At 45.1% G+C, this 15,786-nt stretch carries 12 protein-coding genes; all 12 read left to right on the top strand.

The features are described from left to right. Positions 1-166: 166 nt before the first annotated feature. The 12 genes from MHB85_RS26745 to MHB85_RS26690 all read left to right on the top strand — a co-directional run bounded on the left by MHB85_RS26745 (position 167) and on the right by MHB85_RS26690 (position 15,752). Positions 167-1,870, top strand: coding sequence for an ABC transporter substrate-binding protein (locus tag MHB85_RS26745; protein ID WP_192135771.1), 1,704 nt, complete (start codon positions 167-169; stop codon positions 1,868-1,870). A gap of 321 nt (positions 1,871-2,191) precedes the next feature. Further along, entirely contained in the window at positions 2,192-3,889 is a 1,698-nt protein-coding gene (locus MHB85_RS26740) for an ABC transporter substrate-binding protein (RefSeq protein WP_373419888.1), read from the top strand. A 189-nt stretch (positions 3,890-4,078) separates the two neighbouring features. Next, a complete protein-coding gene (locus MHB85_RS26735) occupies positions 4,079-6,460 on the top strand; it encodes a glycoside hydrolase family 95 protein (protein ID WP_341073969.1) in 2,382 nt (793 codons plus the stop codon). 16 nt (positions 6,461-6,476) lie between these two features. After that, entirely contained in the window at positions 6,477-7,838 is a 1,362-nt protein-coding gene (locus MHB85_RS26730) for a GH1 family beta-glucosidase (RefSeq protein ID WP_091038517.1), read from the top strand. A 360-nt stretch (positions 7,839-8,198) separates the two neighbouring features. Next, positions 8,199-8,462 carry a hypothetical protein gene (locus MHB85_RS26725; RefSeq protein WP_036606904.1) on the top strand — a complete coding sequence of 88 codons (264 nt, stop codon included), beginning with the start codon at positions 8,199-8,201 and terminating at the stop codon, positions 8,460-8,462. Between the two features lie 318 nt (positions 8,463-8,780). Further along, entirely contained in the window at positions 8,781-9,755 is a 975-nt protein-coding gene (cyoA, locus tag MHB85_RS26720; RefSeq protein WP_036606906.1) for a ubiquinol oxidase subunit II, read from the top strand. A 21-nt stretch (positions 9,756-9,776) separates the two neighbouring features. Beyond that, positions 9,777-11,747 (top strand): cbb3-type cytochrome c oxidase subunit I, encoded by a 1,971-nt coding sequence (locus MHB85_RS26715; protein ID WP_076212762.1) that lies wholly within the window; start codon positions 9,777-9,779, stop codon positions 11,745-11,747. Beyond that, entirely contained in the window at positions 11,748-12,368 is a 621-nt protein-coding gene (gene cyoC, locus MHB85_RS26710; protein WP_091019254.1) for a cytochrome o ubiquinol oxidase subunit III, read from the top strand. Next, positions 12,369-12,698: a cytochrome o ubiquinol oxidase subunit IV gene (cyoD, locus tag MHB85_RS26705; RefSeq protein WP_091019256.1), complete on the top strand. Its 330-nt coding sequence runs from the start codon at positions 12,369-12,371 to the stop codon at positions 12,696-12,698. A gap of 225 nt (positions 12,699-12,923) precedes the next feature. Further along, entirely contained in the window at positions 12,924-13,913 is a 990-nt protein-coding gene (locus tag MHB85_RS26700; RefSeq protein ID WP_105601897.1) for a zinc-dependent alcohol dehydrogenase family protein, read from the top strand. A gap of 153 nt (positions 13,914-14,066) precedes the next feature. Beyond that, positions 14,067-14,906, top strand: coding sequence for a 5-dehydro-4-deoxy-D-glucuronate isomerase (gene kduI, locus MHB85_RS26695; protein ID WP_341073968.1), 840 nt, complete (start codon positions 14,067-14,069; stop codon positions 14,904-14,906). Positions 14,907-14,993: 87 nt separating this feature from the next. Then, on the top strand, positions 14,994-15,752 hold the full coding sequence (locus MHB85_RS26690) for a DeoR/GlpR family DNA-binding transcription regulator (protein WP_026081467.1): 759 nt from the start codon (positions 14,994-14,996) through the stop codon (positions 15,750-15,752). Positions 15,753-15,786 lie beyond the last annotated feature (34 nt).

Below are 15,786 nucleotides of genomic sequence, written 5' to 3'. Positions count from 1 at the left end.
ATGAAGAGGAAGTAAAGCAAGAGAAGAACATTTTTTGTTTTTCAGAAAACGCTTCTAATGTTATAAAAACAAGAAATTTACATTTTTTTCATCTGGTCACGGTATGTGCAGGTCAGCCTGTTATACAAATATACAGCTTCATTAATATCCATAAGGGGGATTACACATGAAGGGCAAAACACCAAAAACATTCGCAATGCTTCTGTTAGCCAGTGCTCTTGCAATTACAGCAGGATGCAGCGGCAGTGGAGGAGGAACTAACGCTTCAGAGAAACCGGTTGATTCCGGAGATACAACCAGTCCAGTGACCTTTACATTCTTCGGTGCAGACGCGAGTCCGAACTGGAATAACATGAAGGATGCTGTCGGTCAAGAGATTACTAAGGCAACGGGAGTTACAATCGAAGCTGAGTATGATGTGAATAATGGTGGTGACCAAAAGATTCCTTTGATGGCTGCCAGTGGTGATTACCCTGATATTATCTATCCTAAAGGCAACTTGTCTAAGCTTGTGGATGCAGGCGCGATGCTGGACCTGACCGATCTAATTGAGGAGCATGCTCCCAACTTGAAAAAAATCTATGGTGATCAGATGAACCGTCTGAAATACAGTTTGGAAGATCAAGCTATTTACACGATCCCGACCAATATGGGTGTAGATAACGTTTCATTTGACGCTACGGGCGGATTCGAAATTCAACAAAGAGTGTTGAAAGAGCTTGGCTACCCTGAAGTAAAAACGCTTGAGGACTACGAGAACGTACTGAGAACGTATTATGAAAAACATCCAACGATTGATGGTCAACCGACTATTCCGTTAACATTGAATGCAGATGACTGGAAAATTATGATTACGGTAACGAACCCTGCATTCCAAGCTACAGGTGGACCGGATGACGGTGAGTATTATATTAATCCTGAGACCTATGAAGCCGTTCTACACTACAAACGCCCTGAAGAAAAGGAATATTTCCGTTGGTTGAACAAAATGTACAATGAGGGTCTGCTTGACAAAGATACATTTGTTCAAAAGGATGACCAATACAAATCCAAAATTGCCAGTGGCCGTGTACTTGGTCTAATCGACCAGGAGTGGAACTATGGTGAGGCGGAGAATGCTTTGAAATCATCTAACGGTGGCGATAAAACATATGCCCACTTCTCCGTATCCCTGAACAAGGATATTGTGGATCATACGTTCCAACCGACAGGCTTTGACGGTTATGGTATCGGAATCACAACTTCGGCCAAAGATCCGGTACGTATTATCAAATTCATGGATTGGCTTGCTTCCGAGGAAGGTCAGGTCCTGAGAAACTGGGGTGTTGAAGGCCAACATTACCAAGTAGAGAATGGTAAACGCATCATTCCGGATGACGTACAAGATCGCAAAACCAATGATAACTCTGCTTTTACCAAAGAATCAGGCATAGGCATGTATAACGTATTTAGCGCCAGATACGGTGATGGTGTGAAAGATGCCACAGATAATTATTACACAACGAATTTCCCTGAACAGATCCAAGCAGGTTACACTGCCGCTGAGAAGGAAACGTTGAAAGCCTATGGTATTACAACATGGAAAGATTTCTATCCTTCCGAAGATGATCTGAAGCTGAAAGATTGGGGCGCAGCATACAACATGCCTGTACCATCTGACACGGATTACAACGTAACGTTCCAGAAAACACAGGATATCGTACGTAAACGTATTCCAGAGGCGATCCTTGCCAAACCTGAGAACTTCGACAGCGTATATGATAGTCTTCTGGCTGAACTCGACAAAGCGGGTGCAGTGGAGATGGAGAAACAATACACGGTTTGGATCAAAGAACGTGTAGCTCTCTGGACTGGAAAAGATGTGAAATAAGCTTGAAAACCAAGCATTAAAGTTAAGGATTTTCATAGCAAAAAGAGCCCTTGAGAAAGGGCTTTTTTTATTGTTGACGTGAGGTGATGGATAGCCTATAATCTATCATGTAAGCACTTTCAGTAAGCGGTTTATTCCATTTACGAAAACGTTTTACGTTTGTTAGAAGAAGAATCTTTCTTTTTGCAGAATCTAAACGTCAGCTTCAGTAAATATGTCGGAATAAACGATACCGAAAGCGCATTCAAAAAAAGTGGTATCCTCAGGCATAAAGCCTGTTATACAGATAAAACCTTCATAAATAATAGGGGGAACTAGACAATGAGAGGCAAAATGAAAGGCAATACACCCAAGACGTTTGCAATGCTGATGCTCGCAAGTGCAATGTTGGTTACAGCTGGTTGCGGGAATTCGGGAACCAAAGAGACTTCAGAGTCCAGCGGAACCGAACCGATCACAGTTACATTCTTCGGGGCGGATGCTAGTCCAACCTGGAACAAGATGCAAGATGCTGTTGGTAAAAAGATTACGGAGCAAACAGGCGTTACCATTGAAGCAGAGTATGATGTAAACGATGGTGGTAACCAGAAGATTGCACTGATGGCTGCCAGTGGTGACTTTCCTGATATGATCTACCCTAAAGGTAACCTATCCAAACTTGTGGATGCAGGCGCGATGCTGGATCTCACGGATCTGATTGAAGAGCATGCTCCCAATCTGAAAAAAATCTATGGGGAACAGATGAACCGTTTGAAATACAGTTTGGAAGATCAAGCGATCTATACCATTCCAACCAATATGGGCGTTGATAATGTTACGTTTGACGCTACAGGTGGATTTGAAATTCAGCAAAGAGTATTGAAAGAGCTTGGATACCCTGAAGTGAAGACACTTGAGGATTACGAGAATGTACTCAGAGCCTATTATGAAAAACATCCAACCATTGATGGTCAACCAACCATTCCATTAACATTGAATGCAGATGACTGGAAGATCATGATCACGGTAACAAACCCGGCCTTCCAGGCAACAGGTGCACCGGATGATGGTGAATATTACATTGATCCTGAAACATATGAAGCAAAATTGCACTACAAACGTCCAGAGGAAAGAGAATATTTCCGCTGGTTGAACAAAATGTACAATGAAGGCCTACTGGACAAAGATGCCTTTGTTCAAAAGGATGACCAATACAAGTCCAAAATTGCCAGTGGCCGTGTCCTCGGTCTGATTGACCAAGAGTGGAACTATCAAGAAGCGGAGAACGCGCTTAAATCATCGGGTAAGGATGATGCCACATACGCTCACTTCTCTGTATCACTTAACGATGAGATTGTGGATCACACGTTCCAACCAGCCGGATTTGACGGTTATGGCATCGGGATTACAACTTCGGCCAAAGATCCAGTACGCATCATCAAATTCATGGATTGGCTTGCTTCCGATGAAGGACAAGTTCTGAGAAACTGGGGTATCGAAGGCGAACATTACAATGTAGAAGATGGTAAACGAGTGATTCCAGATGACGTTCAGGATCGCAAAACGAATGACAACTCCAATTTCAGTAAGGAAACAGGAATTGGGATGTATAACATATTTAGCGCAAGATACGGTGATGGTGTAAAAGATTCTACCGATAACTACTACACAACGAACTTCCCTGAGCAAATTGTAGCTGGTTACACGGCTGCAGAGAAAGAAACGCTGAAAGCTTACGGTATCACGACTTGGAAAGAGTTCTATCCGGCTGAAGAAGATCTGCCAGTTAAGGATTGGGGCGCAGCGTATAACATGTCCGTACCTTCCGGTACAGACTATGAGGTAACGTTCCAGAAAACGCAGGATATCATCCGTAAACGGATTCCGGAAGCTGTTCTGACTACACCAGCAAACTTTGATGCAACCTATGATGCTTTACTGGCTGATTTGGACAAAGCGGGTGCAGTTGAAATGGAGAAACAATTTACGGTTTGGGTTAAGGAACGTGTCTCTCTGTGGACAGGAAAAGACGTAAAATAATATGGATTGTCTGTGATCCATGGTTACACAAGGAAAGGGCCCTATATGGGGCCTTTTTTTGTGTAATGATGTGATGATTTGCATTGACGCAAATTTTGAAATCACATATAATTTTATTATTGTAAGCACTTACCGAAAACGTTTTATGACATAAGAAATATAAAGCTGATTTAGGAACAGGAGCTATTCATGTCCCAACACAATAACCAAACTAAAATCAATCGTCTATGGTATCGACAACCGGCAAAACGCTGGGAAGAAGCATTGCCCATCGGAAACGGCCGTCTTGGAGGCATGGTGTACGGTGGCGCAGCAGATGAACGAATTCAGTTCAATGAAGATACATTATGGTCAGGGTTTCCACGGGATACGATTCAATACAGCAGTCAACGGTATTTGAAGCAGACGCGAGAGCTGATCATGTCTGGGCAGTATGGTGAAGCTGAGGATTTGTTGAACCGTGAAATGCTGGGTCGTGATGTAGAGGCCTACCAGCCGATGGGTCATTTTCTATTGCACCATGAGGGTCTGGATGATCTTTCATATAATGCATTTGAACGGGAGCTTGATCTGGAATCGGGTATTGCAACCACAACCTACTCATTGGAAGGAACTCAATACGTACGTGAAGTGTATTCCAGCGCTTTGGATGATCTAATGGTCTGCACATTAACTGCTGATCAGAAGGGCGCTGTGAGTGTAAGTGTTACGCTAGACAGTCCCCATCCTTATCGCGTTGAGACTTCGGGAGATGCTCTAACCATGTTCAGTCGGTGCCCAAGTCATGTGGAGTCCAATTACTTCAGAGATCACCCGGAATCCGTCCTCTATGAAGAGGATCGGGGAACAGCTTATGCTGTCCGTGTAGCATTTACGGCATCTGGCGATCAGGTGAAGGTCTCCAATCTGGAAGGCAAGTTACATATTCAGGGTGCTGATCAGGTTGTGTTTTATCTGGCAGCAGCTACGTCCTTTGAAAGTTATGATGTTTTGCCTGTGAAGGATCATCTTGTATTGGAAGAGGAATGCAAGGAGATGATCTCCAAAGCGACCACACATGGCGCAGAAGCGCTTCGTAAACGACATATTCAGGATCATAGCGCGTTGTTTAACAGAGTCTCTATTGATCTAGGGGTATCGGCTAACGCCGAATTACCTACAGATGAGCGGTTGCAGGCTTATCAGGCAGGGCAACAAGACCCTGGACTGGAGGCACTGTATTTTCAATATGGAAGATATCTGTTAATGGCTAGTTCACGTCCGGGCAGCCAGCCTGCCAATCTGCAGGGAATCTGGAACCATCAGGTAGAGCCGCCATGGCATAGTGATTACACAATCAATATCAACACGGAAATGAATTACTGGCCAGCAGAAGTCTGCAATCTCAGTGAATGTCATGAGCCGCTGTTTGATATGCTGACCGATCTCAGTGATACAGGACGAAGAACGGCGCGGATTCTGTATGGAGCCCGTGGATGGACTGCCCATCATAACGTGGATATCTGGAGAACCTCTACACCGACAGGTGGAGATGCAAGCTGGGCTTTCTGGCCGATGGGCGGCGTCTGGTTGACCTCGCATCTATGGGAGCATTACCAATTTACCGGGGATCAGCGTTTTCTTGAGGAACGTGCGTATCCCATCATGAAAGAGGCCGCCTTGTTCTGTCTCGATTGGCTGGTGGAAGGGCCCGATGGTTATCTGGTTACGATTCCATCCACTTCACCAGAGAACAAGTTTCTCACAGATGCTGGGGAGGCACGCAGTATATCCATGGCTTCAACGATGGATATGACGTTAATTCGTGAACTGTTCAGCCACTGTATTGAGGCCGCGAAGCAATTGAATCTAGATGATTCATTGGCGAGCGAGTGGGTTGAGGCTCTTGAGAAACTCTATCCATTCCGAATTGGAAGCGAAGGACAATTGCTGGAGTGGTTTAAAGATTTTGCTGAATCTGAACCAGGGCATCGTCACGTCTCCCATCTGTATGGACTGTATCCGGGAGAGCAGATCAATCGAGTGCACACACCAGAACTTGTGGAAGCTGCAAGGGTATCGCTTGAACGTCGTATTTCACAAGGGGGCGGGCATACAGGATGGAGCTGTGCGTGGTTGATCAACCTGTATGCACGACTGCTGGATAGCAGCCAGGCACATCAGTTTGTCCGCACGTTGCTGGCGCGGTCCACACATCCAAATCTGTTTGATGACCATCCACCATTCCAGATCGATGGTAATTTTGGAGGCACGGCTGGAATCGCAGAGATGTTAGTGCAGAGCCACTTGAACGAGTTACATTTACTGCCTGCACTTCCTGAACTTTGGACTCAAGGTCGTGTTGAAGGGCTTCGTGCAAGAGGTGGTTACACGGTAGCAATAACGTGGACGGACAACAAGCTTGTGTCAGCGGTTATTAAGGCAGATCGAAGTGACTCGCTGACCATTCGCAGTGCTTATCCGCTGCGTGTAGAAGGAAATGAACAAGCCAAGGCAGAGCTTACGCCTCAGGGCGATTATGTAATTATTTTAACCATGACCGCAGGACAGACGATCCGCGTGTCATCATGAGACGGAGGAGCCAACCATGACCATTTTTAAATTTCCACAAGATTTTCGCTGGGGTACAGCAACAGCTTCCTATCAAATAGAAGGAGCGGCACAGGAAGGTGGACGCGGGGTATCCATCTGGGATACGTTCGCGCGCACCCCTGGCAAAGTATATAACGGAGATAATGGAGATGTAGCGTGTGATAGTTACCATCGGTATGAGGAAGACATCGAACTGATGAAGAAACTCGGGATTAATACATACAGGTTCTCCATTGCCTGGCCGCGTATTATTCCTGACGGAGATGGGGAGATCAATCGGGAAGGACTGGACTTTTACCACCGCTTCGTGGATGCATTGATCGAGGCTGGAATTGAACCGTTCCTCACACTGTATCACTGGGATCTTCCGCAAACGCTGGAGGATGACGGGGGCTGGGGCAACCGCAGAACTGTGGATGCTTTTGTGAAATATGCCGAAGTGATCTTCAAAGAATTCTCTGGCAAAATCAACTTCTGGCTGACATTCAACGAACCATGGTGCATCGCGTTTCTGTCAAACCTTCTCGGGATTCATGCGCCAGGAAACAAAGACCTGCAGACGTCAATCAATGTTGCTCATGGATTGCTAGTCGCTCATGGTAAAGCCGTTCAATCCTTCCGTCGCTTGGGAACAACCGGTCAGATTGGTATTGCTCCGAACGTATGCTGGGCTGAGCCGTACAGCAAATCTCCTGAGGACCAAGCTGCGTGTGACCGATCGATTGCGCTTAATACCGATTGGTTCCTTGATCCAATCTACAAAGGTTCATATCCGCAGTTTATGGTGGATTGGTTTGCAGAAGCGGGGGCTACCGTGCCCATTCAGGAAGGCGATATGGAGATTATCTCGCAACCGATCGATCTGCTCGGCATTAATTATTACACGATGGGGATCAATCGCTTCAATCCGGAGGCAGGTGCTCTGCAATCGGAAGAAGTTGATATGGGCCTCACCAAAACTGATATCGGCTGGCCTGTAGAATCACGTGGTTTGTATGAATTTATGCATTACTTGCAAAAGTACGGCAATGTGGATGTATATATCACAGAGAATGGTGCCTGCATCAATGATGACCTGGAGAACGGAAAAATTAACGATGATCGCCGGATTTCATATTATGAGCAGCATTTGGCTCAAATTCACCGCATCATTAATGACGGCATTAACCTGAAAGGGTATATGGCATGGTCTCTGATGGATAATTTCGAGTGGGCAGAAGGCTACCGGATGCGTTTTGGTCTTGTACATATGGACTATCGTTCACTCGTGAGAACACCAAAGGAGAGTTATTACTGGTATCAGAACGTCATCAAGAATAATTGGTTGGAGACACGGAACGAACATAATCCCCAATAGTTTGGGTGGCAGGTATTAAGGGAAAAGCAGGTCTTCATTATATATGGTTCCCTTATTGAAGATGAAAAAGACGGTAACATTGGAGTATTTCAATGCGCCGTCTTTTTTTTGTATTTTACCGTTGGGAATGAGTAGTTCATAAAGGTTTCATAAGGTCAAGTGCAGTTCCTGTTATGAAGAGTCTATTTTTGGGTTATAAGAAGTAAGGAAGAAATGAATAATGGTTTGTCAACGGATAAATTTAAAATAAAGTGTCCAAATTGCGAAGAAAATTTGAACATTTGTTGACTAAAAATCATACTGATGTGGTATATTGGTATAAGGAAAGCACTTACAAAAAGGGAAAAGGAAGTGTTTACTATGGCATCGAAGACAGCAATGGTTAGCCAATTGGAGCGCAAAGACAAAAATATGCGGCGCGCCGTCTTGACGATGACAGTTCTGGCATGGGTCGCACTCATTACTGGGGTGATCATGTGTCTGATCAATCTGAACGAATTTAATGATCGTAATCTTGGCTTGATGGTTGGTATTGGATTCCTTGTAGGTAGTGTATTTATTTACGTTATTGCCAAAGCAATTGGCCTTGTTCATACACGCCGGGAAGACGAAGGCGCCGATTGATTATAATCCTGCGTTAATTCGTTCATAATAAGACTGGATAAGTTCCCGGAATCCAGTCAATAAAGCCCTTTGCGGATTCGTTGACACTGTTCAACGGGACTGCAAAGGGTTTTATTTTGCGACTTGATGTGTAAAGATTACGAAGTACAAATATCAAGCATGCAAGCGATTTGTGAGAAAAAATTCACACATTTAAGGTGTAAAATCGACAAATTTGTTAACAAGAACAAAAAAGTTGTTCATTTCTGATATCTTTAGTAGGAAGAGAGTAGTATACTGATTTTTCAGTATGAGCGAATTTAAGGAGAGGGGATCAAAATGAACAAGAAACCTAGGTCGCTAATCCGGATTATCATTCCGGTTGTCCTGACGTTGGTTACAATTGCATTGATTGTCTGGCCAATGCTGGCAGGCGGACAGTACGTTGTTCTGGATCCGAAGGGGCCAATTGGCGCTTCGCAGAGAGATTTGATTGTCATCTCGACAATTTTGTGTGCTGTCATCATTGTGCCAGTACTCATTTTGGCTGCCGTAATCGTATGGCGTTACCGTGAGAAACCGGACAACAAAGCAGCATATGAACCTAACTGGGCTCATAGCACCAAAGCGGAGGTTGTATGGTGGACCATTCCAATTATTATTATTGGGATACTTGCAATTGTAACGATTCGTTACACTTATGTTCTGGAACCTTCGAAGCCGTTGGCTCACGAGAAAGCACCAATTACCATCCAAGTGTCTTCACTGGACTGGAAATGGCTGTTTATGTATCCAGAACAAGGAATTGCAACGGTTAATACGTTGAATATTCCGGCAGACCGGCCTGTGAAATTTGAACTCACTGCGGATTCACCGATGAACTCATTCTGGATTCCGCAACTTGGAGGACAGATTTATACGATGTCGGGTATGGCGATGACCTTGTATCTGCAGGCAGATCATGAAGGCAAGTACTGGGGTTCAGGCGCTAACTTCACAGGTGAGCATTTTGGAGAAATGCGTTTTGATGTGAATGCTACCTCGGACGAAGATTTTGACAATTGGGTAGCTGAAGTGAAACAGAGTTCTCAAGCGTTGACTACAGAAGGTTACAAAGCACTGGCTGAACCAGGAACAAGCAACGTTGCTTATTATTCTGCTTTCCCAGAAGGATTGTTCCAAAATATTGTGACCAAGTATGTTGTAGATGGTCAAAGTGCTCACAGTAAGCATGGAACTTCAAAAGAAGCTTCTGGAGCCATTCAAAATGCAACGGATACGTCCAATCAAGACGAGGACAAGAGTGCTAACTAAAGATTCGAAAGGAGGCCCCCAATGTTAGAGGGACTTAAAGAGTTTGCATCGGAGTTTTTCGTAACCGGTGATCCGCTCATTTATGGTGCGATGGTAGCTATCGGAATTACCATGATTACTATTGTAGCGGTGCTAACTTATTTCAAAAAATGGGGCTGGCTCTGGCGTAACTGGTTAACGACTGTCGATCACAAAAAGATCGGTATCATGTATATCATCGCTTCCATTATCATGTTATTCCGTGGTGGTGTGGATGCGCTAATGATGCGCCTTCAGCTAGCTATGCCTAACAATGAATTTCTGAATCCTGAGCATTATAATCAGGTCTTCACAACTCACGGCACGATCATGATTCTGTTCATGGCGATGCCATTTATGTTTGGTCTATTTAACGTTATCGTGCCATTACAGATCGGAGCAAGGGACGTTGCATTCCCGTTCCTGAATGCACTGAGCTTCTGGTTATTCTTCCTGGGAGCAATGCTGTTTAACCTGTCATTCGTTATCGGAGGTTCACCGGATGCAGGATGGCTGAGTTATCCGCCTCTATCGGAGCTGTCGCACAGCCCTGGGGTAGGACAGAACTTCTATATATGGGGTATTCAGATATCGGGTATCGGTTCCCTGGCTACCGGTATCAACTTCCTGGTTACCATCATTAAAATGCGTGCGCCAGGCATGAGATGGATGAAAATGCCGATGTTCACATGGTCGGTATTCTCGACTTGTATCATTATCTTGTTTGCTTTCCCGATCTTGACCGTGACACTTGCATTGTTATTCCTCGACAGGTTTGCCGGGGCGCATTTCTTCACACTTGATCTGGGCGGTAACCCAATGATGTATATCAACTTGATCTGGATGTGGGGTCACCCTGAGGTATACATTGTCGTCTTGCCGGCATTCGGTGTGTTCTCCGAGATTGTAAGTACCTTCTCTCGGAAAAAACTGTTTGGCTACAAGTCGATGGTATTCGCAATGTTGATCATCAGCTTCCTGTCCTTCTTCACATGGGCGCATCACTTCTTCACGATGGGTTCTGGAGCAGACGTGAATGCATTCTTCGCCGTAACTACGATGTTGATTGCTATTCCAACAGGGGTTAAGATATTCAACTGGCTGTTTACCATGTATCGAGGAAGGATTCGCATGGCGACTCCGATGATGTGGACACTTGCCTTTATCCCGTGCTTTATTGTTGGGGGTATGACAGGCGTTCTGTTATCCGTTGCTCCTGCTGACTTCCAGTTCCACAACAGTTACTTCCTGATTGCCCACTTCCACCAGGTGTTGATCGGTGGCGTTGTCTTCGGATACTTCGCAGGTCTGTACTACTGGTGGCCTAAAATGTTCGGTTTCCAACTCGAAGAGAAACTGGGCAAATGGGCATTCTGGACTTGGAATATTGGTTTCTATGTCTGCTTCATGCCGCAGTACGCTGTCGGTCTGATGGGTATGACACGTCGTCTGAGCACATACGGCTGGGATACTGGCTGGTGGGAACTGAACTTCGTATCCACAATCGGGGCATTCCTGATGGGGGTCGGATTCCTGTTCCAAGTTGCACAAATTGCAGACGGTATTCGCAAATACAAATCACTCAAAGCTCCTGCCGATCCATGGGATGGCCGTACGCTGGAGTGGTCAATTCCTTCACCAGCTCCTGAATACAACTTCGCCGTTACACCGCGCGGAGATGATATTGATGAGTGGTGGGAAGAGAAAGAACGTCGTGCCAAAGGCATCTATCCGCCAGAGCAACCGCTTGAGCCGATTCATATGCCGAAGAACTCTGGAATTCCGTTCATCATGTCTGTCTTCTGGTTCATCGCTGGTTTCGGCTTTGTCTTCGGATGGTTGTGGATGGCAATTCTCGGACTCGCTGGCGTAGGGATCTGTATGATCGCCCGTTCATTCTCATACGATACGGATTATTACATTCCGGTCGACGAAATTAAACGTACCGAAGCGTCGTTAAGGGGGTCGGTATAGATGGCTCAAGCAGCCGCTAAACACGGTGAGAATCATGCACATGGTCACGACCATGGACATCATGATCCACAGGAAATGAAAATTCTCGGTTTCTGGTTCTTCCTGATTTCCGACGTTATCCTGTTCTCCGTATTGTTCGCAACCTTCATTGTGTTGCGTGACAATACGGCGGGCGGACCGATTTTGTCTGAATTGATCAAAATGCCTGGCGTTATCGCCGAGACATTTATCTTGCTCACAAGTTCATTTACGAGCGGACTTGCCGTTCTGGCAATGAACCAGGGTAAAGTGAAACAATTGATTAACTGGCTGATTGTTACAGCTGTTCTGGGTGCAAGCTTTATCGCCCTGGAGGTTTATGAGTTTATTGAGTTGATTCACGAAGGGTTTAGCTTTACAACGAGTGCTGCTTCTGGTGCATTCTTCACCCTCGTGGGTACTCACGGACTTCACGTATCGCTTGGTCTGATCTGGATGATTGGACTCATGTTCCAACTGAAAAAACGTGGTATTACTGATGTTACTCGCGGTAAAATCAACGTTATCAGTTTGTACTGGCACTTCTTGGACGTCGTATGGATCTTCCTCCTGTCGATCGTCTATCTCATGGGGGTGATGTAGATGGCAGAGCACAACTCACATGATTCCCACGGCCATGAACAACATGGCTCACTGAAGTCTTATGTCATCGGCTTCATTCTGTCCGTCGTACTGACAATCATTCCACTTGTGGTGGTTTTGAACGACATGATGGGCAAAACAGGAACACTCATTGTGATTCTTGGTACAGCAGCACTTCAGTTTGTGGTTCAACTCTTCTTCTTCATGCATATTCGGGAAACAGAGAAACCACGCTGGAATGTCATGGCCCTTATTTTCGGATTACTGATTATGATGACCATCGTAATTGGTTCGATCTGGATCATGCTTAACAATGCTGTTGCACATTAATTCATATGTTGAAAGAGCTTCACGACCTTGGAATTCAAGGTTGTGAGGCTCTTTTTTGTTTCTAAGCAGAAGTTATCGCATATTTTAATGAAAAAAAGTTGGATTATATCATAATAAGTCGTTGATGAAATAATTTACCATTGATACTATTGTTATACACCCTGGAAATATATTCAATATCCTAGTTAGAGCTATTCCAGCAAAATTATTTTAGGAGATGCACCAATGAAAGCAAGGGTAATCCGTTATTATCGTTTTGGCGAACCAAGTGAAGTGTTATGTATGGAAGAAAAAGATGTGATACCCCCTGGCCCTGGTGAATTAGCAGTGAGGATGCATGCTCGGCCTATTAATCCCTCCGATCTCATTCCTGTTCGAGGAGCTTACCCGCATCGTACCCGATTACCAGCTGTTCCCGGGTTTGAGGGTGTGGGGATAGTAGAAGCAGTAGGGCCGGGAGTATCCAATCAAATGTTGGGACGCCGCGTCTTGCCGCTAAAAGGTGAGAATACTTGGCAGGACGTCGTGAAGACCTTGGATCGTCATACAATCATCGTGCCGAATGATATCGATGATCACTCAGCCAGTCAGCTATATATTAATCCGGTTACGGCTTGGTTGATCTGTACAGAGGTGCTTAAGCTTACGTACGGTGATACCCTGATTGTGAATGCAGGGGGATCTGCAATCGGGCGAATCTTTGCACAGATCTCAAAAATTTATGGATTTAAATTGATTGCGCTTACGAGAGATGATCGTCATACTGCTGAACTGTATCGTTTTGGAGCAGTTTCTGTTATCAATACAACGAAAGAGTTGCTCCAGGCTAGAATCGCAGAATTAATAGAGGGGTGCGGTGCTGATGCAGCCGTGGATTGTATTGGAGGGACAGATGGGGAACAGTTGGTCAGTTGCCTTAAGCCAAATGGTACGGTCATCAGTGTAGGATTGCTTTCGGGGATCACACCGTTATGGCATGAAGTAACCCGAGGAACACAAGTTCATGTGAAACTTTTCTGGTTAAAGCATTGGGTGGAACGCTGTTCGCAAGAACGCTGGGAACAGGTATTTCATGAGGTGATGGAGCTGGTCAGAGCAGGGAAGCTTGTCATGGCAAACATTGGGGCGACGTATGAACTAACGAATGTACAACAGGCTATTGCAGCGGCTGAATCGGGTATCGAGGGGAAGGTTCTCTTAATACGTAATACATAAAAATTGGAAAAAAGTCTTAATCTCATTATCACATAAATTACTTTTTCGAAAATAAAGGTACACAAAAGATACATAATGAACTAAAATGAACTTATATGAACATGTTCAAACTCAATCTCAACTAATTTAAATGACGAAAGGAATGGATTAATAATGGAAAATCGTTATGCTGCACATCCCAATGAAGTGAAAACGTATGATACATCTCGCCTGCGTGAGGAATTTTTGATGGAGCAACTGTTTGCAACCGATGAATTGGTAACGGTGTATTCTCATGTGGATCGTTATATTGTGGGAACGGCTGTACCTGAGAGCAAGGACATTACTCTTGAAGTGAACCTGAAAGATATCGGAACGAACTTTTTCCTGGAGCGTCGTGAAATCGGTATCATTAATGTCGGTGGTCACGGAACAGTGACAGCGGACGGACAAGGTTATGAGATTGGAGCGAAGGAATGTCTCTACATCGGTAGAGGTGTGAAGGAAGTTGTGTTCACAAGCAGTGACAAGGCTCAACCTGCACAATTCTATTTTGTATCCACACCGGCTCATCACACCTATCCAACAGTAAAAGCAACGCAAGAACAAGCTCAGCCAAATCATCTGGGCAGCATCGAAACTTCCAATGAGCGTACGATCTATCGTTACATTCACCAAGGAGAAGGTGGAATTCAGAGTTGTCAGTTGGTGATGGGCATTACCGAACTCGACAAGGGTAACATGTGGAACACGATGCCTGCACATACCCATAACCGCCGTTCCGAAGTATACTTGTACTGGAACTTGCCTGAAGACGGTGCTGTATTCCATATGATGGGTGAGCCAAACGAAACACGCCATCTGGTTGTACGTGATCGCCAGGCAATCATTTCTCCAAGCTGGTCCATTCACAGTGGTGTGGGTACAAGCAATTACACCTTCTGTTGGGCGATGGCTGGTGAGAACCAGACGTTCGAAGATATGGACGGCGTAGCGATGAAAGACCTGAAATAATAAATTACAGATGTCTGAGTTAAATTGACAGGGTAGACACTAGAACACTCATTCATTTGACTCAGGTGGTATAGGAAGTTGATTAGGATGAATCCATTGAAAAGACATGAAAAAATCATGGAGGCTCTTCTGGAGCGCCAGGAGGTAACCGTCAGTGATCTGAGTGAATTGTTGCAGGTGACTGGGAAAACAGTGCGAGAGGATCTCGACAAGTTGGAGAGTATGGGACTGCTCGTACGTGTCCATGGTGGTGCTATGTTGGCCCAGAATGACCAATATGGCATCTTGAATAGCCGCGGAGTTACCGAGAAGCATCATTCGGAGAAAACGGAGATTGCTGAACGTGCTCTGGCTTACATTCGACCTGGAGATATCGTTGCTCTCGATGGTGGCAGCACCACACTGGAGATGGCCAAACGTCTCGATAATCAACCGCTGACGGTGGTGACCAATGATCTGTTCATTATTGCAGAGTTGACCAAAAAGGAGCAGGTGCGACTGGTAGTTCCTGGCGGGGCTCGTGTACGGAATATGTTGGTTGGGGATGACACGGCTGCGTTTATATCCAGTCTTAACATTCATAAAGCCTTTATATCCACGACAGCCCTTCATCCGGAATTTGGATTATCCATATATACGGGAGATCTGGTTCCTTTGAAAAAAGCAATGATATCTGCCTCGCAGCAAGTATACGGCGTTGTGGATCATTATAAATTCGGACAATTTGCACTGCGAACTTTCGCCCAGTGTTCGGAACTGGACTATATTATCAGCGATAGTCGTTTGGATGAAGAGACGGCTGCCTTATACGAGCAGAGCGGTGTCACAGTGGATTATCAAAGTTAACCTCATTCATTATTCATGGGATTAAAGTACGGAC

Source organism: Paenibacillus sp. FSL K6-4396 (assembly GCF_038002525.1).
Classification (GTDB): domain Bacteria; phylum Bacillota; class Bacilli; order Paenibacillales; family Paenibacillaceae; genus Paenibacillus; species Paenibacillus amylolyticus_B.
Note: the sequence above shows the minus strand (reverse complement) of the source record. Positions and strands in the feature narration are given on the sequence as shown.